Annotated in this window: 17 protein-coding genes; 12 read left to right on the top strand and 5 right to left on the bottom strand. The window is 70.5% G+C overall.

Annotation, left to right across the window (positions count from 1 at the left end; translation table 11 throughout):
• The first annotated feature begins 249 nt into the window (after positions 1-249).
• Genes CLV68_RS21250 through CLV68_RS21240 form a run of 3 tightly spaced genes read left to right on the top strand, consistent with a single transcriptional unit; the run spans position 250 to position 3,133 of the window.
• Positions 250-1,347: a radical SAM protein gene (locus tag CLV68_RS21250; RefSeq protein ID WP_170224498.1), complete on the top strand. Its 1,098-nt coding sequence runs from the start codon at positions 250-252 to the stop codon at positions 1,345-1,347.
• A 2-nt stretch (positions 1,348-1,349) separates the two neighbouring features.
• A complete protein-coding gene (locus CLV68_RS21245; protein ID WP_170224497.1) occupies positions 1,350-2,126 on the top strand; it encodes a TylF/MycF/NovP-related O-methyltransferase in 777 nt (258 codons plus the stop codon).
• Positions 2,126-3,133, top strand: coding sequence for a zinc-dependent alcohol dehydrogenase (locus tag CLV68_RS21240; RefSeq protein ID WP_170224496.1), 1,008 nt, complete (start codon positions 2,126-2,128; stop codon positions 3,131-3,133). The genes CLV68_RS21245 and CLV68_RS21240 overlap by 1 nt, the downstream gene beginning before the upstream one ends.
• Positions 3,134-3,209: 76 nt before the next feature.
• Here CLV68_RS21240 and CLV68_RS21235 read toward each other — a convergent pair whose 3' ends face one another.
• Positions 3,210-4,496, bottom strand: a complete 1,287-nt coding sequence (locus CLV68_RS21235; RefSeq protein WP_147460092.1) for a glycosyltransferase family 4 protein — start codon at positions 4,494-4,496, stop codon at positions 3,210-3,212.
• Between the two features lie 206 nt (positions 4,497-4,702).
• Here CLV68_RS21235 and CLV68_RS21230 point away from each other — a divergent pair, with 206 nt between their 5' ends.
• From CLV68_RS21230 to CLV68_RS21215, 4 genes are all read left to right on the top strand, one after another.
• Positions 4,703-5,197, top strand: coding sequence for a carboxymuconolactone decarboxylase family protein (locus CLV68_RS21230; RefSeq protein ID WP_246010025.1), 495 nt, complete (start codon positions 4,703-4,705; stop codon positions 5,195-5,197).
• Between the two features lie 85 nt (positions 5,198-5,282).
• Positions 5,283-6,074 carry a class I SAM-dependent methyltransferase gene (locus CLV68_RS21225; protein ID WP_246010024.1) on the top strand — a complete coding sequence of 264 codons (792 nt, stop codon included), beginning with the start codon at positions 5,283-5,285 and terminating at the stop codon, positions 6,072-6,074.
• On the top strand, positions 6,067-7,341 hold the full coding sequence (locus CLV68_RS21220) for a DegT/DnrJ/EryC1/StrS family aminotransferase (protein ID WP_121392656.1): 1,275 nt from the start codon (positions 6,067-6,069) through the stop codon (positions 7,339-7,341). The genes CLV68_RS21225 and CLV68_RS21220 overlap by 8 nt, the downstream gene beginning before the upstream one ends.
• 9 nt (positions 7,342-7,350) lie before the next feature.
• Positions 7,351-8,301 (top strand): radical SAM protein, encoded by a 951-nt coding sequence (locus CLV68_RS21215; RefSeq protein ID WP_121392655.1) that lies wholly within the window; start codon positions 7,351-7,353, stop codon positions 8,299-8,301.
• 1 nt (position 8,302) lies between these two features.
• Here CLV68_RS21215 and CLV68_RS21210 read toward each other — a convergent pair whose 3' ends face one another.
• Genes CLV68_RS21210 through CLV68_RS21195 form a run of 4 tightly spaced genes read right to left on the bottom strand, consistent with a single transcriptional unit; the run spans position 8,303 to position 13,804 of the window.
• Entirely contained in the window at positions 8,303-10,237 is a 1,935-nt protein-coding gene (locus CLV68_RS21210; protein ID WP_121392654.1) for a tetratricopeptide repeat protein, read from the bottom strand.
• Positions 10,238-10,251: 14 nt separating this feature from the next.
• Positions 10,252-11,136 carry a homocysteine S-methyltransferase gene (gene mmuM / locus CLV68_RS21205; RefSeq protein ID WP_121392653.1) on the bottom strand — a complete coding sequence of 295 codons (885 nt, stop codon included), beginning with the start codon at positions 11,134-11,136 and terminating at the stop codon, positions 10,252-10,254.
• Between the two features lie 14 nt (positions 11,137-11,150).
• Positions 11,151-12,314: a hypothetical protein gene (locus CLV68_RS21200; RefSeq protein ID WP_121392652.1), complete on the bottom strand. Its 1,164-nt coding sequence runs from the start codon at positions 12,312-12,314 to the stop codon at positions 11,151-11,153.
• The gene (locus CLV68_RS21195; protein WP_147460091.1) at positions 12,311-13,804 is read right to left on the bottom strand and encodes a hypothetical protein; all 1,494 of its coding nucleotides are present in this window, start codon (positions 13,802-13,804) and stop codon (positions 12,311-12,313) included. The genes CLV68_RS21200 and CLV68_RS21195 overlap by 4 nt, the downstream gene beginning before the upstream one ends.
• 490 nt (positions 13,805-14,294) lie before the next feature.
• Between CLV68_RS21195 and CLV68_RS21190 the strand changes: the two genes are divergently transcribed.
• The 5 genes from CLV68_RS21190 to CLV68_RS21170 all read left to right on the top strand — a co-directional run bounded on the left by CLV68_RS21190 (position 14,295) and on the right by CLV68_RS21170 (position 23,544).
• Positions 14,295-16,280, top strand: a complete 1,986-nt coding sequence (locus CLV68_RS21190) for an FHA domain-containing protein (protein WP_121392650.1) — start codon at positions 14,295-14,297, stop codon at positions 16,278-16,280.
• On the top strand, positions 16,277-19,672 hold the full coding sequence (locus tag CLV68_RS35330; RefSeq protein ID WP_246010023.1) for an MFS transporter: 3,396 nt from the start codon (positions 16,277-16,279) through the stop codon (positions 19,670-19,672). Before CLV68_RS21190 ends, CLV68_RS35330 begins: the two co-directional genes overlap by 4 nt.
• A 215-nt stretch (positions 19,673-19,887) precedes the next feature.
• Positions 19,888-21,342 carry an NAD(P)/FAD-dependent oxidoreductase gene (locus CLV68_RS21180; protein ID WP_211346704.1) on the top strand — a complete coding sequence of 485 codons (1,455 nt, stop codon included), beginning with the start codon at positions 19,888-19,890 and terminating at the stop codon, positions 21,340-21,342.
• A 16-nt stretch (positions 21,343-21,358) separates the two neighbouring features.
• Entirely contained in the window at positions 21,359-21,871 is a 513-nt protein-coding gene (locus CLV68_RS21175) for a mycothiol transferase (RefSeq protein WP_121392648.1), read from the top strand.
• Positions 21,872-22,068: 197 nt separating this feature from the next.
• Positions 22,069-23,544, top strand: a complete 1,476-nt coding sequence (locus CLV68_RS21170) for an FAD-binding protein (protein ID WP_121392647.1) — start codon at positions 22,069-22,071, stop codon at positions 23,542-23,544.
• The last annotated feature ends 34 nt before the right edge of the window (positions 23,545-23,578 follow it).

The following is a 23,578-nucleotide window of genomic DNA, read 5'->3' as shown; positions in this document are numbered from 1 at the left end:
GTTTGGACCAACTCGCGACCGTCCACTGTGAAAAGTTGACGACACCCACTCCGGTGTTGCCAAGACATTTCCAGAAGGTTTCGCGAATACCGCGAAGTCGCTTGCCGAGTTCGCGTGCTCGTGGTCTAGTAGAGAGCGCTTGAGGAGAGCTTGTCAAGCCCGTCCCTTCCGGCCGTCCTGGCGTCGCGGGGCAGCGCTGCTGCCCTCATTCGGAGGCATGTAATGGTCCATCTGCCCTTACTTCCCGTAGTGCCCAGACATGTCACCGTCTTCGTGAACTGGGCGTGCAACCTGACCTGCCGGGAGTGCTGGATGTACGGCGACTCCTCGGCCGAGAGCACCTGGTTGGCCGAGGTGAAGGGCGACCAGGTCAGCATCGAGATGTGGACCGCGATCGTCGACGAACTCGCCGCCGCCGAGGACGGGGTCGGCAAGACCTACCTGACGATCATGGGCGGCGAGCCGCTGATGCACCCGGACCTGGTGGAACTGGTCCGCATCGCCAAGACCCGGCTGCCGAACTGCAACCTCGACATGAGCACCAACGCGACGCTGCTGCCGCGCTTCGCCGACCAGCTCGTCGAGGCGGGCATCGACGACGTCTACGTCTCCATCGACGGCCCGACCGCCGAGGTGAACAACCCCATCCGCGGCCGCAAGTCCTTCGAGCGCGCCGTCGCGGGCATGCAAGCGCTGCAGGAGGCGGGCCGCAAGGCGGGCAAGGGCCCCAAGATCGCGCTGAACTTCGTGGTGACCGGCATGAACTACGAGCAGCTGCCGGACATGGTGCGGATGGCCGAGGAGTACGGCATCGACGAGCTGACCGTCGGGCTGGCCAGCTACTTCACCAAGGAGGAGGGCAAGGCCAGCCGCGCGGCGTTCGAGGACGTCACCGGGCGGCCGTTCCTGTCCTGGGCCGGGTACTGCAACGAGCACCAGCACGCCAACATCGACCCCGACAAGCTCGAGCAGTTGCTCATCGAGGCCGAGAGCATGTCCGACAAGGTCGAGGTGCTCATCGCCCCGACCCGCTACGACGCCAAGGCCAAGAGCCGGTTCTTCACCAAGGACTGGCGCGGCATCGTCCGCGACAACACCTGCATGAAGCTGTGGGCGCAGACCACCGTGCTGCCCAACGGCGACGTGATCAGCTGCACCACCTTCTCCGACACGGTCATGGGCAACATCAAGGGCTCCAGCCTGCGCGAGGTGTTCCACAACGACACCTACAGCCGGATGCGCGAGACCATCCGCGGCGGCCTGCAGCCCATCTGCCACCGCTGTTGCGAGCTCAACATGGACATCGACGTCGACCCGGCGCTCTACGCGACGGCAGCAGAGAGGTGATGATGACCAGCAGCCCCACCACCGAGGCGGCGCCACCGCGGTCGGCCACCCAGGTCACCAACGCCACCTACCAGGACCTCGACCGGGCCAACAAGGTCTACGGGGACGTCTTCCGGGCCGCCTTCGAGTACGTCTACGGCAGCCACATCCCCGGCGACGTCGTCGAGTTCGGCTGCTACGAGGGGTTCAGCTCGCTGCTGCTGGCCGACCTCATCGGCGAGTTCGACGCGCAGACCGACTTCTACACCGCGTTCTTCCCGCGCCGCATCCACGTCTACGACTCGTTCGCGGGCTTCCCCAAGAGCGAGAACCCGGTCGACTCCATCTCCTACGAGGTCGCCGACAGCGGCTACTGGCGCGAGGCCGAGGACGCCTCCCCGCCCGGCACCGAGGAGATGCTGCGCCAGGAGTTCGCCCGCCGCTTCGGCGACAACGGGTGGACGGTGGTGCGCGGCATGTTCAACGACACCCTCGCGTCCGACCCGCTGCCCGGCGAGGTCGCCATCGCCAACCTCGACTGCGACCTGTACTCCTCGTCGGTCGAGGTGCTCGACCACCTGCTCGGCCGCAGGCTGATGCCCGACGGCGCCGTGCTGCTGCTCGACGACTACAACTGCAACCGCGCCAACCCGCGCTTCGGGATGCGCCGCGCCATGCGCGAGTGCTTCGCCCGCACCGACGGGTTCTACGAGTACAGCGAGTTCCTCCGCTACGGATGGCACGGCCGCGCGTTCTTCGTGCACCGCCTCGGCGACAGCCCCAACCCGGACGGTGCGTGATGACCGCTGTCGAGGACACGGTCCTCGCCTTGGTGGTGCGCGGGCACAAGGAGCACTCGCTCGAACGCGTCCCCCGGCCGGTGCCGGGCCCGGGGGAGGCGCTGGTGGCCGTCACCCACGTCGCGGTGTGCGGCACGGACCTGCGGCTGCTGCGCGGCACCCTGCACGACGCCGAGTACCCGGTGGTGCCCGGTCACGAGTGGGCCGGGCGCGTGCTGGAGGCGCCGAGCAGGCCGGAACTGGTCGGCAGGGCCGTCGTCGGCGAGGGCATCACGCCGTGCCGGGCGTGCGTGCGCTGCGCCGAGGGCAAGTTCAACCTCTGCCTCGACCTCGACGAGGTCGGCTTCACCAGGGCGGGCGCGTTCGCCGAGGCGTTCACCCTGCCCGCGGCGAACCTGCGTCCGCTGCCCGAGGGGCTTTCCGGCGCTGAGGGCTGCCTGCTGGAGCCACTGTGCGTGGCGCTGCACGCGATCGAGCGCGCGCCCGCGGTCGTGGGGCGGGCCGTCGGCGTCATCGGTGCGGGGGCGGTCGGGTTGCTCGTCGCGCAGCTCGCGTCGGCGGGCGGCGCGGCGTCGGTGACCGTGGCCGAGCCGTCCGCGCACCGCAGGGGGATCGCCGCCGAACTCGGGGTCGGGTCGGTCGACTCGCTTGGCGAGTGGGCGGGCGACATCCAGCCGGACCTGGTCTTCGACGCCACCGGGGTGGCCGCGGTGTTCCCGCAGGGCATCCAGGCGACCCGGCCGGGCGGCGACTACGTGCTCGTCGGCTACTCCGGCGAGGAATCGGCGCACGTCGAGCCGAGCACGATCATGCTGCGCGAGATCTCGGTGCACGGCGTGCTGTCGGGCTTCGACCAGATCGACCGCGCCATCGAGGTCGTCACCAGCGGCGCGGTGCGCCTGGGGCCGCTGCTGGGGCGGGCGCTGCCGATCGCGGACTACCGGGTGCTGCTCGACGAGAGCGGTGTCCCGCCCCTGCGCAGCGTCTTCGTCACCGACCACGCCTGAGAAGACCGGACAGGAGCGACCGCGGATGCCCAGGACCCTTCGTCCCCTGTGGACATCCGCGGTCGCCCCGACCCGTTCAACCGTCCCGAGTGGACCCGCGTCGGACCGTCCTGTCGTACACCGCGGCGATGGCGATCGCCACCTGCGCCAGGTCGTAGCGGGCGCGCACCGTCTTCGCCGCGCGCTCGGCGGTGTCCGCGCGCCACTCCGGGTCGGCCAGCGCCTGCTCGATGCCCTCGGCGAACGCCTGCGGGGTGCGCTCGGGCACCAACCAGCCCAGCGCGCCCTCCTCCAGCACCGTGGCGACCCCGCCGACGCCGACCGCCACGATCGGCAGCCCCACCGCCATCGCCTCCAGCATCACGCTGCCGAACTCCTCGTGCAGCGAGGACATCAGCAGCAGGTCCATGGTGCCCATCACGGTCGCGATGTCCTCGTTGGGCACGTACCCGGTGACGGTCACGACGTCGTCGAGCCCGCGCGCGGCGACCTCGGCCTCGAACAGGTCGCGCTCGTTGCCGTCGCCGCAGATCACCCAGTGCACACCGGAGTCGCGCAGCCGCTGGGCGATGTCGAGGATGATCGGCCAGCCCTTCTCCCGCGCGATGCGGCCGACGTAGCCGACCACGGGCTTGTCCTCGGGGATCGCGAACCGCGCGCGGAACGCGGCGACGGACTCGGGCGTGGCGCGCTGGGCGAACGCGTCGGCGTCGATCACGTCCGGCCGCACCGCGAAGCGCTCGGCGGGCACGCCGGTGCGGCTCGACAGCACGGGGATGGTGCGCGGGGTCAGCGTCACTGTGTTGGCTGCTGCGCGGATCGCACGCTTCTCGATCCAGCGGGCCAGCGGCTGCATCAGCCGGTCCAGCGGGGTCATCGGGTGGTAGGTGACGATGATCGAGCAGTGCACGGTCAGCACCAGCGGCACGCGCAGCACCTTGGTGAGCAGCCAGCCCAGCAGCGGCGGGATCATCACCCCGCTGCAGTGCACGTGGATCACGTCGTAGCGGCGGCGCTCCCGGACGAGGTGCCACAGCACGCCCAGCGCCCACGCCAGGTTCAGGTCGACCATGCCGCGGATGCGCGATCGCAGTGGCAGCACGGGGATCCGCACGCCGCGCACCGTGGTGCGCTCGGACATCCGCCACTCGCGCGGCGCGCCGGGCAACCGCAGCGTCAGCACGGTCTGCTCGACGCCGAGCTCGGGCTGGGCGTCGAGCTGGCTGGTGAGCCGGTGGATCTGCGACTGCATGCCGCCGATGGCGTCGAACTTCACCGGCCAGGAGCGGGTCGCCAGCTGCGGCCAGTAGTAGTGCGGGGTCAGCCGCAACACCCGGGTCGGGGGTCTTTGCTCACCGATCACAAGTCTGCCTCCGGTTCGACAAGGGGGAGGGAGCCGCGGGAGAATTCGCGGCGGTGGTTCACGCTATCACCCGGATTGGCCGCGCAGACCCCTTATCGCGACTTCTCCCGGTCGGCCGGGGAAATACTTCGCGAACGCGCCGGAACGCTGTGTGGTGCCGGTATAGTGCGCGTGACAGCAGGCGCGGATCAGGGAGAGAGAAAATCATGGGTGACGTTGACGAGACCACCGAGGCCCCGCCGGTGGCCATGCCGAGGCCGCTGGTGCCCAGACTCGCCGTCGACGACCTCGTCCCGCACGTGGCCAAGCGGATGGACGCGCTCGACACCGCCGCGGAGAAGGTCAGCCTCGACCTCGGCCTGCTGGAACTGGTGCGCACCAGGGCATCGCAGCTCAACGGCTGCGCCTACTGCACCGACGCGCACGCCGCGGAGGCGCTCTCGGCGGGCGAGCACACCCGCAAGCTGCTCAGCCTCCCGGTGTGGCAGGAGGCCCCGTTCTTCACCACCCGCGAACGCGCCGCCCTCGGGCTGACCGACGCGATCACCCGGCTCACCGACGGCCCGGTCACCGACGAGGTCTGGGACACCGCGGCCAAGGAGTTCACCGAGGTCGAATTGGCCGAACTGGTGTGGACTATCGCCATCATCAACACCTGGAACCGCATCGCGGGCCCGGCCCGCCCGTGGGCGATCGAATAGTCGAGGGGGATCACCGGAAATGAGCACGTCGCTGTCCCCGGATTCCGGGGTTTCTTCACCGACGCCTTTTATCGGCCGGCTGGCGATGTCCGAGGACGAGGTGTTCGCCGATTTCGCCGCCCGGGTGCCGCTGGCGGGCGCGGTGGTCGCCGAGGTCGGCGGGGCGTTCCCGGTGGCCATGCTGCACCGGCACGGCGTCGCCCGCTGGTACTCCGTCGACCCCAACCGGGTCGCCCAGGTCGACCCGTCCGGGGTGCGGGAGGTGCTGGCCGTCGGCGCCGAGGACCTGCCGCTGCCGGACGCCTCGGTCGACGCGGTGTTCTCCTGCAACGCCTTCCAGTTCGTCGACATCGGGCCGACCCTGCTCCAGGCCGCGCGGGTGCTGCGCCCCGGCGGGGTGCTGTACGCGCACTTCGGTCCTATTTGGAGCGCCGTCGACGGGCACCAGCTGGAGTACACCTCGTACGACGGGCGTGACCTGACGTTCTGGGACGACACGCTGCTGCCGCCGTGGTCGCACCTGCTCTACACGCGTGAGGAGTTGCGCGCGCTGCTGTGTACTGGCGTCGACGAGGGCCTGGCCGAGGTGCTGGTGACCCACGTCCACGACAGCGCCACGGTGAACCGGGCGTTCTTCGAGGACTACGTGGCCGCAGCGCTGGCCAGCGGCCTGGAGTGGCTGGAGGTCGCCACCTCCGACCACCTCGACTACGAGATCACCCCACCCGACTACGACCCCGCGCTGACCCGCCCGGTCGACCTGGCCGCGCTCGCCTCCGGGGTGTCCGCCCGCCGCGGCGCGCCGACCCGGCTCGGCGTGCGCGACGTGCTGATGGTCTTACGCAAACCCGCCTATCTCCAGGAGAGCCATGAGTGACCTCGCCGTTCTCGGCGGCACCCCGGTGCGCGCGCCCCGGCCGTGGCCGAGTTGGCCCCAGTACGACGCGGCCACCGAGCGGTCGCTGCTGGACGCGCTGCGCTCGCGCCGCTGGGCGGTCAGCTGGCCCACCGACGGCACCCGGTCCCGGGAGCGGCGCTTCGCCGAGTCGTTCGCCGCCTACAACGGCGTGCCGCACGCGGTCAGCGTCGACCACGGGTCCAGCGCGCTGGTTGTCGCTCTGGAGGCGTTGGACATCGGGCCGGGCGACGAGGTGGTCGTGCCGGTGATGACCTGGGTCGCGCCGGTCGCCGCGGTGCTGCGGGTCGGGGCGCTGCCGGTGGTCGTGGACGTCGACCCGGAGACCGGGTGCGTCACCCCGGACACCGTGCGGGCCGCGCTCTCGCCGCGCACCAAGGCGGTGCTGGTGGTGCACCTGGCCGCCACGGTCGCCGACATCGACGGGTTCGTCGCGCTGGCCGAGGAAACGGGTGTCGCGCTGGTCGAGGACTGCGCGCAGGCGCACGGGGCGCAGTGGCGCGGCCGCAAGGTCGGCACGTTCGGTGCCCTGGGCTGCTTCAGCTTCCAGGTCGGCAAGGTGCTGGCAGGCGGCGAGGGCGGCGCGGTCATCACCTCCGACCCGCGGCTGTACCGGCGGATGCAGCAACTGCGCGCGGACTCCCGGCGCTACCCCGACGGCGAGCTGTCCCCGGGTGACCTGGAGCTGATCGAGTCCGGCGAGGTCATGGGCGGCAACTACTGCATGTCCGAGCTGACCGCCGGTGTTCTGCTCGACCAGCTGACCCGGCTCGACGACCAGCACCGGCACCGCGACCGGATGGCGCTCGAGTTGGAGCGCGGGCTGGCTGCTTTGGGTGACTTCTCGGCGATCCCGGTGCCGGAGCAGGCCGACAAGCGGTCGGTGTACGAGTACGGGATCCGGTTCCGGCCGGGCACCTTCGGCGAGGTGCCGGTGGAGCGGGTCGCCGACGCGGTTGGCGCCGAGCTGGGCATGGCGTTGTGGCCGCCGGACCTGCCGCTGCACCGGAGCGTGATGCTCAACGCGCACACCAAGAAGCGGTTCAGTCTGGTGTGGACCGACGAGGGCCGGGAGCGCGCGCTCGGCCGGTCCTACCCGGGTGCCGAGGCGTACCGCGAGACCACGTTGATCTTCCACCACCAGGCGCTGCTCGGCGACCCCACCGACATGGCCGACCTGGTCGACGCCGTCGCCAAGGTCCGCGACGCGCACAAGGACCTCATCTAGGGAGTCGGGATGGCCGAGGCGATCTGGGACCGCTTCGCCGCGCGCGACCGCGTGGCGATCAACTTCACCCTCACCTGCAACCTGGCGTGCGCGCACTGCATCGTCGAGTCCAGCCCGCAGCGCACCGAACGCCTGACCGTCGACGAGGTCCGCGCCGCTTTGGACGCCGCGGCCCGCAACGGCAAGAAGCACATCACCTTCAGCGGGGGCGAGGTGTTCCTCTACCCCAAGCCGATGTGCGAGGTCATCGCGTACGGCCGCTCACTGGGCCTGGTGGTGGACGTCGAGTCCAACGCTTTCTGGGCGCGTGACGAGCGCACGGCCAAGCTGAAGCTGGAACCGTTCGTGGAAGCCGGGATCGCGGGCTTGTCCCTGAGCGCCGACGCCTACCACGTCGCGTACTTCCCGGTCGACCGCACCATCATGGCCGCCCAGGCCGGTCGTGCCGCGGGCTTGTTGACCGAGATCAACTTCTGCCCGTCCGACCAACCCGACGTCGACGCCGCCATCAAGTCCGCCCTCGATGCCGCGGGCGAGCCCTACCTGGAGAACGAACTCCTCGACCGCGGCCGCGGCAAGGACCTGCACACCATCGTCACCCGCCGCCACATCGACGACCTCCCCGAGTGCACCAGCCTCACCACGACCGTGCACGCCACCGGCGACGTCTACGCCTGCTGCGAACTGGACATCTCCACCGACGCAATGAAGCAGACCCCGGTGTTCCTCGGCAACATCCGCACCCCGTCGACCGAACAGGACGAACGCGAACACCTGGTCACGGCCTTCTACGACCCCACATCCCCCATCTACTTCCGCCGCCTGGTCGAGTCACACCCCCTCTTCCAGAACCTCGCCACCGACCGCTACGCCACCATCTGCGACTTCTGCATGACCACCCTCCGCGACCCGGCCCGCCTCGCCGCCCTCCGCACCCTCCTCACCACCGTCCCCGCCTGACTCACCCCTCGCCATCCACCCCGGCCTGCTCACGCCATTGGGCGAGGTTCCGGAGTGTGAGGAGGGTGTCGGGGTGGTCGGGTCCGAGGATGCGGAGTCGGTCGTCAAGTAGTTCGGCAAAAGCCTTTGCCGCGCCTGCGGCGTCGCCTGCGTGGCCCTGCCAATAGGCGATGTTGTTGCGGTTGGTGAGGGTGTGGGGGTGGTCGGGTCCGAGGATACGGAGTCGGTCGGTGAGTAGTTCGGCGAGGGCTTGTGCTGCGCCTGCGGCGTCGCCTGCGTGGCCTCGCCAGCGGGCGATGTTGCTGCGGGTGCTGAGGGTGTGGGGGTGGTCGGGTCCGAGGACGCGGAGTCGGTCGGTGAGTAGTTCGGCGAGGGCTTGTGCTGCGCCTGCGGCGTCGCCTGCTTGGCCTCGCCAGTCGGCGATGTTGCTGCGGGTGCTGAGGGTGTGGGGGTGGTCGGGTCCGAGGATATGGAGTCGGTCGGTGAGTAGTTCGGTGAAGGCTTGTGCTGCGCCGGTCGCATCGCCTGCGTCACCTCGCCAGTAGGCGATGTTGCTGCGGGTGCTGAGGGTGTCGGGGTGGTCGGATCCGAGGTGTTGGTGTGCGGTGGAGTAGAGGTTCTCGAAGTGGGTGAGGGCGGCGTGTACGAGTCCTGCTCCGCCGAGGCTGTTGCCGGCCTGGAACAGCACCACATGGCCGTCCGGCTTCCACAGGTGTTGTCCGCTGTTGACGGCGAGGGCAGTGGTGTTGGTGCGGAGCGTGGCCCCGTACTCGGTGTCGCGTTCGATCTCTGGCCAACTGGCGATGAGTGCGTCGGCGGCCGCGTGGGCGAGTAGAGCGAGTTGGTCTTCGGACAGTTGGTCGCGGGTGGCGTGTTGGACCAAGGCGTGGACGCGAGCGGTTGTGCCGGTGAAGGTGATCAGGTTGAGGCGTTGCAGAGCGCCTAGGGCCCTGGCGGCCAGGTCCGCGTTGGCGACGGACAGGTAGTCCAGGATGGGCTGGGCGGTCAGCACCGACAGTGGGATGCCGTTGGGGTCCAGTAGAGACATCACCTCCAGCATCGGCCGGGCTACCTGCGCGGGCGGCAACGCGTCGGCGGCGTTGATGGAGACGGCCCAGGTGGTGGCGATTTGGTCGCCGGGGCCGGACCAGCCCTCCGGGAACAGTTCAGCCAGGGATGCTCGGCGGGTGCGCCAGTTGTCGGTGTAGGACTCGCAGGTCATCCCTGGTGTCATGTCGATGAGCGCGGCGGCTTGGCTCAGAGCTAGGGGCAGATGGCCCAGCAACGCCGCCAAGTCCTCGACGCCCGACACATCTCCGAGTACGCCACGCAGGTAGTTCACCGACTCAGACTCGGTGAACACGTCCAGCGGAACCATCCGCCGGGACTGCTTCTGCAGCACCAACTTCTCGTGGCGGCGGGTCGTCACAACCAAACGTCCAGATGTGCCGGTGTTCGGCCACAGCTGTTCTAGATCCGCTGGGTCGGACACGTCGTCCAGTACCAGCAGCCACTTGCGGGAGGTCGTCGCGCACCAGTCCAGGAAGCATTTGGCGGCTAGCTCCGGGTCGTCGATCGCCGAACCGAGGACGGTGGCGGCCAGCTCGGCCAAGCCGCTGAGCAGGTTCGACCGGGACGCGGCGGTCACCCAGCCCAGCAGCTCCACATCCCGCACCCGGTTGGCGTAGTCCGCCGCCGTCTGGGTCTTGCCGACCCCGCCCATCCCCGACAGCACGACCCCGCCGGTGACCAGCGACTCCAGTTCCGGAACCGACCGCGGCTGGAACCCGTCCACGACCGCGGGCACCTGGCCCGACCGGTGCGGCAACCTCTCCACCGGCCGCTGACCGGCGCCGAAGTACACGGAACCTTGCACAGACCCGATCTGGGCCGAGGTTCCCGACACGTCCCCGTCCAGGCGGTTCCCGTCCGTCATAGGTGCATCATCGACTACGGGGCCGTACGCGATACCACCCGGGCGAGGGCGGCGATGTCGGAGCGGGTCACCCGGCAGCAGCCGCCCACGACCTGCGCGCCCGCCGCCACCCAGTCCGCCGCCAAGTCGACCGAGAAGCGGGACGGGCCGCTCCACGAGCCCGTCCACGACTCGCCGCTGTTCGGGTACACCACGATCGGCTTGTCCGTCACCGACCGGGCCGTCGCGATGGCCGGGCCGATGTCCTCGGGCGCGCTGCAATTCACCCCCACCGCCGTCACCGACGGGCTCGCCGCGGCCACCGCGAAGGCTTCGGCCAGGGGCTGACCAGCGCGGGTCCGGTCGCCCTCGATGGTGTAGGTGATCCACGCGGGTACGTCCACCTCCGCCAGCGCCACCCCGAGCGCCTCGGCCTCCACCGCGTCCGGGACCGTCTCGCACGCCAGGATGTCCGGTCGCGCGGCCGCCAGCACCCGCAGCCGCGGCAGGTGCCAGTCGACGAGCTCCGCCACGCTGAGCCCGTACCGGCCCCGGTACTCCGACCCGTCCGCCAACACCGCGCCGTACGGGCCGACCGACGCCGCCACCCAGCGGTCCACGCCGTCGGTGAAACCGGCGCGCGCGGCCACCGCCACCTCGACCCCCAGGCGCAGCACCCGTTCCGCGTCGGCGCGCCCGAGCCCCCGAGCCCCCAACCCCTCGAACGACGCCTGGTAGGTCGCCGTGGTCACGATCGCCGCCCCGGCATCGAAGAACGCCTTGTGCGCGGCGGTCAGCGCCGCGGGCTCGTCGAGCAGCAACCGGGCCGACCACAGGTGGTCCGACATGTCGTGGCCCCACGCCCGCAGCTCGCTGGCCAGACCACCGTCGAGCACCGTGGGGGAGTCCGGGAAGTCCACCGCGCCGAGGGTAGTCAGGTGCGCAGGAAGGACGCGGCCGGTCGGTGGACGCCGTTGAAGTCGCAGCCCAGTTCGATGGCGTAGCCGGTGATGTTGCCCAGCACGAAGGGGTCGCCGGGGCGGGGGAGGGGGCCGCCCTCGGCCACGGGGATCGGCTCCCACTCGTCCAGCCAGTCCTCCTCGAAGCAGCTGCGCCCGCAGATCCGCCACGGGCGGGTGTCGCCGGGGACCAGCGTGCCGAGTACCGGTATCCGGATGTGGTCGGCCCACTGGAGGTGGCTCATCAGGCCGAGGTCCAGCAGCAGCACCACCTGCGACGCGGTCTCCTTCACGTCCAGCACCTGCGCCACCAGCGCCATGCAGTCGGTCATCCAGAACCGCCCCGGCTCCAGGATCACCTCCACCCCCGCCGGGACCGCCGCCCGGACCGCGCCGAAGAACGGGTCCAGGTCCGCCAACTCCGAGAGCAGCCCGCCACCCAGGTCCACCGACTCCAACGCCAGCCCGGCAGCCGAAGCGGCCGACACGATGGCCGAGGCGGTGAACACGTAGCTCGCCAGGTCGTTCTCCTCCGACCCGTTGTGCGCGTGCACCCACCGCAGCGAACACCCGTGCCGGGCCGCGATGTCCCTGGCCAGCGGCAACTGGTCCACCCGGATCCCGAACCGGCTGGGACGCCACAGCGGCATGCCCTCCGGGATCTCCAGCCCGTCCAGGTTCACCCGCACCCCCACCGACGACCCGGGGCACTCCCGCGCCAGCTCCTCCAGCTGCGCCAACGAGTCGCAGTGCCAGCGGTCGATCTCCCCACGCCGGAACGCCGCGTAGAGCGACGCCCGCTCACCGAACGGCAACCCTGGCGAGGTCAGGCTCAGGAACGCGCTGGGCGACGCCTCCCGGGCGGCCGCCACCTCGAAGGCGTTCGCCACGTCGAACCCCAGGCCCGCCCGCGCCGCGCCCGCCAGCACTTCCGGGTGGGTCGACGCCTTCACCGCGCACAGCAGCCGGATCCCGTGCCGCTGCGCGGCGGCCGCCCCAGCGGCATACCGGTCGTCCAGGGTCGTCAGGTCCGCGACCAGGCCGTACGACCCCGAGGCGCACCGGTCGAGCAGCACGTCGCGGAAGGCGGGGGAGAGGCGGTCCGCGGGTAGCAGGGCCGCGGTGATCACGTCGGTCATGTCCAGGACTGCTTCCTCGTCAGGTGCTCGGCGATGATCTCGGCGGCCTCGGTGGTGACCTCGGGGTCGTGCATCCCGAAGCACACCCGCAGCACCGTGTGCGGGTGGCCCTGCGGGCGCGGCGGGTCCTCGGCGGCGTACCAGCTCAGGCCGGTGTAGTGGAACCCGAAGCTGGCCGACTTCCACACCGGGATCGACCGCCGGGCCGCGTGCTGCTCCACCAGGGTGAGCTCGGCGTCCAGGTCGTCCCACAGCGGCCAGGTCGGCGGACCCCCGATCGGCTCAGGGCCGGGCAGCTCCAGCAGGTGGATCTCGACGAAGCAGCCGTGCTCGTTCTCCTCGACGCCGTACCGCGCGCCGTCGAGCCGGTCCTTCAGCACCGCGCCTGCCAGCACGTTCGCCGCGCGCAGGTGCCGGTTCGCCCGAGCGGACAGCCTCTCGTTGGGCAAGTCCACCGCGGCCAACAGGCGCAGTGTCGCGGGCGACACGCAGGCACCGGTGACGGCGAGCGCGTCGGCGAAGAACCGCTGCATGCCCTCCAACCACAGCGGACCCTCACCGGTGTTCGCCTCCGTCGTCACCATCGCGACCGAACCGAGCGAGCACAGTTCGAGCCCCAACTGGTCGAGCTTCGCGTGACTGCGCAGGACCACCAACGTCGTGGTCAACCCCGCGCGAACCACCGGCGACTCCACAGTGGACTCGCGGTTGCCGTCGACCGTCTCGAAGGGGTTGTCCGCGCTGGAACAGCACGTGTTGTCCCACAGGACGCAGCCGACCTTGCCCGGGTCAAGCTCGCGCAGCACCCGCGTCAGCGCCTCCGCCCCGCCGTCGGGTCTGCTGGAGTCGAGGAACACCGTCACCGGGTCCTCGGCGGCGTGCGCGGCGGCCAGCAGCTCACCCACCGTGTCGTGCTTGTGGACGACCACCCCGGACAGCCGCGCCATGTGGAACAGGATCTCGGTCTCGTGGTAGAGCCGGTTGGTCAGCACCAGGTGCGGCCGACCGCGCTCACTGGCCATCCTGGCCACCGCGATCAACCACGCCGTGATCGCCGACATCCCGTTGCGCGCGTACCAGGTCTCCACCGCGCAGTCCTCGCCCCGCACCCAGCTGTACGGGCGGGCCAGCGGCGACTCCGGCGGGAACCGCACCTCCGCGCGCTCGTAGTCGTAGGTGCACACCGCCTCGTCGACGCCGCTCGGGTCGCCGATGTAGGACAGCGAGTTGCGCCACGACCCGTCGCTGTCGGCCGTGCGCAGCACCAGCTGCCGCACCGCGAACCCGCGCTGCACCGCGGTCAACAGCGAGGTGCCGGAAACATCCGACCACCAGGCCGCCTCGTCGAGCAGCCGGTCGGCCACGCTCGGGTGAGCACCGGCGAGCAGCCGCGCCAGCAGGTGCCCGACCTCCTCGGCCATCCGGTCGAGCTGCGCCGGGTCGCCGGTCGCGCCCTCGGGCGGTGCCGTGGTGGCCATCGGTCTGCGCACGCGATCACACCTCGGGACTAGGTCGGGAACAGGTCAGGGAGGGGGAACACTCGGACAGAGCAACGCGAGTAGTCCACCAGGAGTAACCCAGGACTCGTCAGGGGCGGACGGATCGCAAGCGTAGCAAGAGGATCCCCGCGCGTGGCCGGTTCTGGTCCACTTCGGTCTGACCCGCGCGAGGAGTCCACCCGCGACCGGTTCGCCGATTTCGCCCACGCGGCCGAGCCGGGTTGCTACTATCGACGCGGCGCCACGCCACCCCGTGTTTCGTCCTCCCACGAACCGGGTTCCCGTCGCGCCGTTCGTGACCGCTCATCGCGGGCGCGTGATCCGCGGGGGCCCCAGGCCACCGGCGGGCCGACCTGGCTCGTCGTGGCGTGGTGTGGCCCTTCCCGCACACCCCCGGCGCCGGTCGGGGGTGAGGGCTGCATCCTTCGGGGTAGCGCGAACCACGTGCCACCCCGACACGACGTGACCTTTGGGGATGGGTATGGGATCGAACAACGGTTTCGCGGGCTGGTGGCGCCGGGCCAGGGGGCGCGCGCCGCTCACCGAGCACCTGGACACCGCGGTCGACGCGGGTGTCCGCCTCGACGACACCCACGGCGCGGTGGACGCGGACTTCGTCGCGCTGGGCCTGGGCGGCACCAACATGATGGCGATGCTGTGGAGCGTCGCCATGGGCCGCCGGGTGGTGGGCGTGGAGCTGCGCGGCGACCCGGCGCTGGGCGTGCACTGGAACATCCGCGAGGACTTCTACCACCACCTCGGCCTGATCGACCAGCTGATGGCCGAGCACTACCCGCCGCAGCGGCTGCCCCGGCGCGCCGACGGCAGGCCGTTCAAGCTGCGGGAGACCTTCTACACCCCGCACACCGAGCCCGGCGGCATCTACACCGACGAGGTCATCAGCGGGTTCCTCAGCTCGCTCGGCGACGAGACGCACGTGGCGGGCCTGATCCACCACACCGAGTTCATCGACGACCGGTGGGCCGACGGCAAGCCCACCCGGGTGCTGACCATCACCGACCCGCCGCGCCCGCCGGAGTGCCACGACCCGGGCAAGATCGGCCGCGACATCGCTGACGTGCTCGACGGCCCGTCCACCTTCCAGATCGGCGCCTCCGAGGCGCTGGTGATGATGCGCCGCTACCTGGAGATCATCGAGGAGATGGACCTGGCCGCGGGCGTCGAGCCCAGGGTCCGGCTGTTCCTGTCGCACCGCGTGGTCACCAGCGACCCGGGCGACGAGGGCTACCTCACGTGGTTCCGCCAGGAGGAGGGCTTCGTCGGCCTGCCCGACGGGCGCAAGTCGCTGCGCCTGGAAGCGGTGCGGGAACTGGACTACAAGGGCAAGTTCCGCCGGGTCCGGGTACCGGGCACCCGGGTGATGGACCTGGGCACCCCCGAGCTGTTCATGATCGCGCAGGGCTTCAACAGCGACGACGCCGAGCGGCTCGGCTTCAAGCAGGAGGACGTCAAGGTCGACCACCACGACGGCCGCGGCGCCGTCGTCGCGCAGGCCGACTACCTGGCCGGGCTGATGGAGCTCAACGTGCACGGCCGCCTGCGCCGCCGGATCGCCTCCGAGTTCGACAAGGACGGCACCGAGTACTGGGTGCGCCAGATCGCCGTGGGCCACGAGGACGACCCCGAGGTCGGCTGGATCCTGGTGCAGGTGCCCGACTTCAAGACCTTCGACCCGGTGCTCGCCGGGCTCGTGCAGCCGGGCACCGACCGCAAGTCCAAGGAGTACCTGGGCGCGCACCAGCACCTGCTGCGCGAGTTCTACCTGGAGCAGGTCGCGCTGATCACCGAGATCCCGGTGCACGAGCTCGACGAGATCCAGATGCCCTACGGCCCCAAGCTGTTCAGCCTGGTGGAGCGGGTCGGCGCGGACGCGCAGGTCGCCACGAACGGCGTGGTCGCCGGGGATTCCTTCGGCAACGGCCACTTCCTCACCAGCGGCGGCGCCATCACCGGCATGGTGGGGCACGCCTCCCGGGTGTACCGGTACTGGGTGGACCGCGACGCCGGTGTCGCGCCGGAGCGGGCCATCCGCGGTCTGGCCGAGGCGATCAAGAAGGACACCGACGGCTGGTTGCACGTCAGCGCCCAGGAGTTCAGCCAGGCCGTGCCGATCAACTTCGGCCAGGAGCGGATCGCCGCGATCGAGAAGCAGACCGGGCGCTCCAGCAGCCTGCGCGCGCACACCATCGACGCGACCCGCCGCCACCGGCACTCACTGGTGCCGCTCAACCCGTCGGACTGGCGCAGGCTGGTGATCTACGCGGGCAGGCTGCACACCCACGACCTGCCGCCGCTGCTCGACACCCACCCGCTGTGCCGCGACACCGACGAGGTGCTCATCGCCGACCCGAGTGTGACAGCCGATCCGAGTGTCACAGCCGACTCGAATGCCGCGGCCGAGCCGGATGTCACCGCTGCCCCGATGGCGGGTGTCGCGCGGTCGTGAACGAGCAGCAGAACACCGACCACGTCCAGCGGCCCAAGGGCGACGCGTTCGGGTCACTCGGGGAGACCGTGGCCGCGCGCACGCTGCGGGCCGGGCCGTTGCGCACCCTGCGGGAGCGCCAGCAGGCCCTGGTGGTGCTGTGCGTCGGCACCCTGATGATCATCCTGGACGCGTCGGTGGTCAACGTCGCGCTCCCGTCCATCCGCGCCGACCTGGGCTTCTCCGAGTCGGACCTGGCGTGGGTGGTCAACGCCTACCTGGTGCCCTTCGGCGGGCTGCTGCTCTTCGGCGGCAGGCTCGGCGACATCGTCGGCGCCAAACGGGTGTTCCTCGGCGGCCTGGCGCTGTTCGGCGCCGCCTCGGTCCTGTGTGGACTTGCCGCGACCAAGGAGGTGCTGGTCGCCGCCCGGTTCTTGCAGGGCGTCGGTGGTGCGTTGGCGTCGTCGGTGGTGCTCGGCATGATCGTGTCGATGTTCCCCAAGCCCAAGGAGCAGAGCAAGGCGCTGGCGTTCTACGCCTTCGTTGCCTCAGCTGGCGCGGCGATCGGGCTGCTGGTCGGCGCGCTGCTCACCGAGGGGGTGGACTGGCACTGGATCTTCTTCGTCAACGTGCCGATCTGCGTGGTGACCGTGCTGTTCGCGGTGCGGCTGCTCAACGACCGGCGCGACGAGGACACGGTCGGCGTGGACGTGACCGGCTCCGTGCTGGTCGTCGGCTCGCTGATGCTGTGGGTCTACACCATCGTCCAGGCCGTCGACCACGGCTGGACCTCCGGCCGCACCCTCGCCCTCGCGGGCGGCGCGCTGGTTCTGCTGATCGGCTTCGCCGTGCGGCAGCGGATGGCCAGGCATCCGCTTGTGCCGCCGGAGGTGCTGCGCGCACGCAATGTCGTGTGGACGAACGTGACGCTCGCGCTAGCGGTGACCGGCCCGACCGCCACGTTCTTCCTCGGCGCGCTCTACCTGCAACAGGTGCTGCGGTTCAGTGTCGTCCAGGTCGGTCTGGCGTTCCTGCCGGTCGCGGTGACCATCGCCGCGGTGACGCTGAAGCTGGCGCCCAAGGTCATGCGCAAGGTCGACCCCAAGCAGGTCATGGTGATCGGCCTCGCCTGCCTGGCCGTGGGTCTCGGCGCGCTCGCGTTCATCCCGGTCGACGGCGTGTACGCCGCGCACGTGCTGCCCGGTCTGCTGCTCATCGGTCTCGGCACCGGCCTCGCGGTTCCCGCGACACTGGCCGCCGCTGTCGCGGGCGCGACCCGGTTCGACGCCGGTGTCCGCTCGGGCCTGGTGAACACGACCCAGCAGTTGGGCGCGGCTGTCGGCCTCGCGGTGCTCGCCACGGTCGCGACCACCCGCGCCAAGGACCAACTCGGCGCGGGTGCGGCGGTCGACTCGGCGCTGACCAGCGGCTACAGCCTCGCCTTCGTGGTTGGCGCGGGCATCATGCTGGCCGGTCTCGCCGTTGCTGCGCTGCTGGTCAAGCCCGCGGTGCCCAAGACGGCGCCGACCGAACTGGACCCGACCCTGCGCCGGGCCCCGATCGAGGGCAAACCCACCCTCGCGGGCGCCAAGGACGCGGACTTCCTGGCACTGGGCCTCAGCGGCGCCAACATGACCGCGATGCTGTGGTCGATCGCGATGGGCAAGCGCGCCGTGGGCGTCGACCTGCGCGGCGACCCGTACATGGCGGTCATGCACTGGAACCTCCGCGAGGACATGTACCACCACCTCAGTGAGATCGACCGGCTGATGGCGGAGCGCTTCGGCGAGGATCGGCTACCGCGCCGCGGTGACGGGTCGCCTTTCTTGTTGGGGGAGTGCTTCTACAACCCCGACCCGGAGAGCCCCGGCGACGCGCGCGCCGACGAGGTCGTCTCCGGCTGGACTCCCGACTCGCACATCGCCGGTGTGGTGCAGAAGGCCGAGTTCGTCGACGACCGTTACGTCGACGGCAAGCCTGCCCGCACCGTGGAGGCGCTCGGCGAGTACACCGCCCCTGCCGCGCCGGACCCGAGCAGGATCGGCCGGGACATGGGCGAGGTCCTGCGGGAGCGCTCCGGTTTCCAGACCGGCGCGCAGGAACTGCTGATCATCCTGCGCCGCTACCTCAAGGCGATCGAGAAGATGGACCTCGCCGCCGGGGTCGAGCCGCGGTGCAGGCTGTTCCGCTTCCACCGGGTGGTCGAGCAGACCAGGCGCGGCCGCGGCGAGCCGGACGGCTTCACCCGCGACGCCGACGGCCGGGTCCGCGTGCACATCGAGGCGATCCGCGAGATGGACGGCAAGCGCAGCTACGGCCGCGTCCGCGCGCCCGGCTCGAAGGTCATCGACCTGGGCGTGCCGGAGCTGTTCATGGTCGCCGAGGGGCTGCACAGCGCCGACGCCAAGCGGTTGGGCATGGAGTTCGACCACCGGCTGGTCGACCACGGCGACGGCCGCGGCCCGGTCCGGGTGGAGGCGGACTACCTGGTCGGGCTGATGACCATCTACGTCGACAGCCGCATCCGGCAGCGGGTCGCCTCCGAGCACGACCGCGACGGCACCGAGTACTGGGTCCGCCAGGTCGCCATCGGGCACGAGGACGACGCCGAGATCGGCTGGATCGGCGCGCAGGTGCCGGACTTCCGCACCTTCGACCCGGTCCTGGCCGGTCTGGTCCCGGACGGGACCGACCCGGACTCGCCGGAGTACTTCGCCGGGTACCAGCACCTGATCCGCGACTACTGGCTGCGCCAGGTCTCGATCATCACCGAGATCCCGCTCAGCGACGTCCGGCGCACCAGCATCGCCTCGACGCCGACGCTGTTCACCGTCGAGGCCAAGTCCGGTGTGGACGCCCTGGTCGCGCGCAACGGCGTGGTGGCGGGGGATTCGTTCGGCAACGGCGACTTCCTGACCAGCGGCGGCATCAACACCGGGATCCTCGGCCACGCCGCACGGGTACTCACGTACTGGCGCAGGCGGGCCGACGGGGCCGACACCGACACCGCGATCCGCGAGCTGGCCGACGGCATCAAGGCCGACACCGACGCGTGGATCGACGTCAGCCTGCCCAGTTTCGCCCAGCCGCCGCGCCCGTGCGCCGGTGACCCGGCGGCGTGGCAGCGGGTGATCGAGGCGACCAGGGCGCACCGGCGCGCGATCGCCCCGGTCAACCACCGCGACGAGTGGAGCCGGATCAACGTGTTCGTCGGCAGGCTCTACAGCTATCGGCTGCCGGACCTGCTGCCGACGCACCCGGCGACCAGGCCGGAGACCGCCGAGGCGCTCGCCCTGTCGATGACCGGCCGCGCCTCGGTGAACTCCGCGACCGGCCGCGACGACCCGCTGCCCTATCACCACGAACCGTCCACTCAGGACGGTGTGCCGGGGATGGCCATGGTCGACGGCTGAGCCCAGGGCTCTGGAAGTTGTCGAAACGCTGTTCCCGCAAGGGAAGTCGAGCTATGCTCGGACAACCGGTGACGCGAGCCACACCGGTTGTCCGAGCCGCAGTCCTGTCCGAGTCGCGGTCTTTGTCCGGGCCGCGGTCCGGTGCGAGCCGCAGGCTGATGCAAGCCACAGTCCCTTGTCGACCTGAGTGACGGGTGCCCATGTCCCATTCTCCTGTGAGTGCCACGGCCGATCCCTCGCAAGCCCCCACCACCTTCGACACCATCGTGGTCGGCAACGGTGGCCTCGGCCTGTCGCTCGGCTTGGTGCTGGCCCGCCGCGGTCAGCGGGTCGCTGTGGTGGGCGAGGCGAGCAGGCCGTTGGCCGCGTCGGTCGCCGCGGGCGCGATGAACGGCTGCTTCGGCGAGGTCACCCCGACCCTGGTGCGCAGTGAGTACGGCAGGCTCAAGCTGGCGATGGACGTGCGGGCCACGAGCATGTGGGACCAGTGGGCGCAGTCGCTCATCGAGGAGTCCGACGAGACCCGCATCCGCAGCGCCACCGGCACCATCGTCATCCTCAACACCATCGGCGTGCCGGGGATCGACAGCGCCGGGTACGCCGCGATCCGCCAGGCGATGCAGGACTACAAGGAGCCCTACGAGGACCTCGAACCCGAGGACATCGAGTGGCTGGCGCCGGAGCCGAAGTCCCGGCCGCTCAAGGCGATGTTCATCCCCGGCGAGCACGCCGTCGACACGCCCGCGTTGCTGCGCGCCTTACCCGCCGCTTTCACCAGGGCCGGGGGAGTGCTGGTCGACGCCCATGTGGACCGTGTCGTGGTCGAGGGTGGCCGCACGACCGGTGTGGTGCTGCGCGGCGACGGCAAGGTCCTCTCCGCCGACAACGTCGTGCTCGCGGCGGGTGTCTCGTCGCACGAGCTGCTGTCCGCTGTGGACCCCGAGATCCGCGACAAGATCCCGTCGATGGTCGCGGGCGGCGGCGTGTCGCTGTTGGTGCGCACCGAGAACGGCCTGATCCCCGACTCGGTGATCCGCACCCCGAACCGCGCCTTCGCCTGCGGCCTGCACGTGGTCCCGCGCGGCGACGGCGTCATCTACCTGGGCGCCACCAACGAGGTGCTGCCCAAACCCATCTCCACGGCCGCGATCGGTGAGGTCAACCTGCTGCTCAGCGGCATCAGGCAGATGCGCGCGGACCTGGTCAACGGGCACATCTTGAAGATCAACGTGGGCAACCGGCCGATCCCGCTCGACGGCTACCCGCTGCTCGGCCCCGCCGGGGTCGACGGGCTGTGGCTGATGACCGGCACCTACCGCGACGGTCTGCACCAGTCGCCGATGCTGGCCGAGGAGATCGCCGCCAGGGTGCTGGGCGAGCCCCACGACACCGACCTCGACGTGTTCACCCCGGTCCGGCCGCCGTTGCAGTCGATGACCAGGGAAGAGGCGTTGGAGACGGCGGTCACGCACACCATGGCCGTCGGCGTCGAGCACGACTGGCACCTGCCGGAGGACTTCCCGCCGCTGATCGAGGAGCAGTTCCGCCGCTCGTTCCGCCAGGTGCTCGACGAGATGGACCACGACTTCGTCCCGCCGCCGGAGCTGCTGTTCTTCGTGGAGGACGAGATCCACGACGCGCTCCGCCGCTACTACGACGCGCACCGCTAGGGAAGGGCCCGAGACCATGTGGCGCACCCCGGACATCGACCGGACCCCGTTCCCCGCCGGTGGTGACGAGCGCGCGCTGCTGATGGCGTGGCTCGACCACAAGCGGGAGACCTTCCTCTACAAGATTTCCGGCCTGACCGAGCCCCAGCTCAAGACCGTCAACTCCGAACCGTCCAACCTGACGTTGCACGGCCTGCTCCGCCACATGGCCGACAACGAACGGTGGATCCGCCGCCTGTTCACCGGCGGACCCGACGACGACTGCTTCTTCACCGACGACAACCCCGACGCCGCGTTCACCGACCTCGCGGACGCGGATCCCGAGGCGGACCACGGTGTCTTGTTGGCCGAGATGGACCACGTCCGGGCCGCGCTGACCACTCGCGACCTGGACGAGGCAGTGGTCGACGAGGACGGCGACAAGATGACGTTGCGGGTGGCGGTGTTGCACGTGCTGGAGGAGTACTCCCGGCACACCGGCCACGCCGACCTGATCCGCCAACGACTCGACGGTTCGGTCGGTCACTGACGATTTCCCCTGTGCACCAAGGAGGGCGGCCCGCGTCGGGTCGCCCTCCTTCGCACTTCACGAGTCTTTGAAGAGAACTTCACAGAGACGTGAGTCTTTCACCGGTTAGGTCGCCATCAGGTCGGGTAGGTCACCCAAGAGCAAGGAGTGCACAGGTCTTCGCCGCGAGTGGACCGGCGGCGAGTGAGGGAGGCGGGATGTTAGGCAGGCGCGGATTCCTGGGGGCGGCGGCCTCGGCAGCGGTGGTGGGATTCGACCCATCGAGCCGCGTGTGGGTCACCGAGGCGTCCGCCGCCCCACCGTCCGCGCCGCCGTTCGACCGGGTGCCGCCGCTGGACGGTCAGCTGGTGGTCGACGATGCCGCCCGCGAGGCTGTGGCGACCGACCTGGGCAACATCGTGCACCGCAAGCCACACGCGGTACTGCGGCCCGGGTCCACCCGGGACATCGCTACCGTGGTCCGGTTCTGCCGGGAGCACCGTCTCGGTGTATCCACGCGCGGCCAAGGGCACACCACGCACGGGCAGGGTCTGTCGAACGGTGTGCTCATCGAGAACAAGTACCTCAACCGGGTGCACTCGCTGACCCCGCGCACCGCCGTGGTCGACTCCGGTATCAAGTGGATGGACCTCACCAAGGCGACCTACGCGCAGACCCCCCGGACGACCCCGCCCACGCTGACCGCCTACACAGGACTGTCCGTGGGCGGAACCCTTTCCGTGGGCGGGATCGGTGGCCTGGTCGGGGGTCTGAACTCCGGGCTACAGGTTGACCACGTGCGAGAGCTGGAGGTCGTCACCGGCACCGGGGACGTCGAACGCTGCTCCCGCACCCAGAAGTCGGACCTGTTCGAGGCCGTACTCGGTGGACTCGGCCAGTGCGGGGTCATCACCAAAGCCGCGCTGGACCTGGCTCCTGCCAAGGAGAACGCCCGCACCTACGCCCTGGAGTACGGCGACACCGCCGCGTTCTGCCGGGACCTGCGCACGCTCATCGACCGCCAGGGCGTCGACCACGTCTACGCCGAACTCTTCCCGCCCGGCACCACAGCAACCTACAAGCTCTACGCCACAGCGTTCTTCGACGGCCCCCAGCCCGACAACGCCGCCATCACCCGGGGCCTGTCCGCCACCCCGCAGATCACCGACGCGGGCTACCTCGACTACGCCTTCACCATCGACAACGCGATCGACGAGCTGCGCGCGACGATGGGCTGGGACCGGCTCATCAAGCCCTGGTACGACATCTGGCTGCCCGGCTCGACCCTCGAGAACTACCTCGCCGAGGTCGTCCCCACGCTGACCCCGCGCGACATCGGCCCCTACGGCGCCGGACTGATCTACCCGCAGCGCCGCTCACTCACCACCAGGCCGTTCCCCCGGCTCCCGAGGCCGGACGGCACGCGGTGGGCGTTCGTCCTCGACATCAACACCGTCGCGGAGAAGGCGGGACCGGACCCGGCGTTCGTCGAGGAGATGCTGGCCCGCAACGCCAGGATGTTCGCCCGCGCCCGTGACGCGCACGGCGCCACCCTGTACCCGATCGGCTCGGTCCCGTTCACCGCGCGGGACTGGCGGCTGCAGTACGGGGACCGGTGGCAGGCGTTCCAGGCGGCCAAGCGGCGCTACGACCCCAGCGGCATCCTCACCCCCGGGCCCGCCATCTTCGGCTGACCGGGGCGCGAACCGGGACCGGTGCCGCACAGTC

Origin of the sequence: Actinokineospora cianjurensis (assembly GCF_003663795.1) — a bacterium.
GTDB lineage: Bacteria > Actinomycetota > Actinomycetes > Mycobacteriales > Pseudonocardiaceae > Actinokineospora > Actinokineospora terrae.
Note: the sequence above shows the minus strand (reverse complement) of the source record. Positions and strands in the feature narration are given on the sequence as shown.

Coding starts and splice junctions, on each gene's coding strand:
- CLV68_RS21210 (WP_121392654.1), bottom strand. CDS start 10,237: ATGACGGACGGGAACCGCCTGGACGGGGACGTGTCGGGAACCTCGGCC.
- CLV68_RS21220 (WP_121392656.1), top strand. CDS start 6,067: ATGAGTGACCTCGCCGTTCTCGGCGGCACCCCGGTGCGCGCGCCCCGG.
- CLV68_RS21240 (WP_170224496.1), top strand. CDS start 2,126: ATGACCGCTGTCGAGGACACGGTCCTCGCCTTGGTGGTGCGCGGGCAC.
- CLV68_RS21230 (WP_246010025.1), top strand. CDS start 4,703: ATGGGTGACGTTGACGAGACCACCGAGGCCCCGCCGGTGGCCATGCCG.
- CLV68_RS21170 (WP_121392647.1), top strand. CDS start 22,069: ATGTTAGGCAGGCGCGGATTCCTGGGGGCGGCGGCCTCGGCAGCGGTG.
- CLV68_RS21200 (WP_121392652.1), bottom strand. CDS start 12,314: ATGACCGACGTGATCACCGCGGCCCTGCTACCCGCGGACCGCCTCTCC.
- CLV68_RS21175 (WP_121392648.1), top strand. CDS start 21,359: ATGTGGCGCACCCCGGACATCGACCGGACCCCGTTCCCCGCCGGTGGT.
- CLV68_RS21225 (WP_246010024.1), top strand. CDS start 5,283: ATGTCCGAGGACGAGGTGTTCGCCGATTTCGCCGCCCGGGTGCCGCTG.
- CLV68_RS21215 (WP_121392655.1), top strand. CDS start 7,351: ATGGCCGAGGCGATCTGGGACCGCTTCGCCGCGCGCGACCGCGTGGCG.
- CLV68_RS21245 (WP_170224497.1), top strand. CDS start 1,350: ATGACCAGCAGCCCCACCACCGAGGCGGCGCCACCGCGGTCGGCCACC.
- CLV68_RS21190 (WP_121392650.1), top strand. CDS start 14,295: ATGGGATCGAACAACGGTTTCGCGGGCTGGTGGCGCCGGGCCAGGGGG.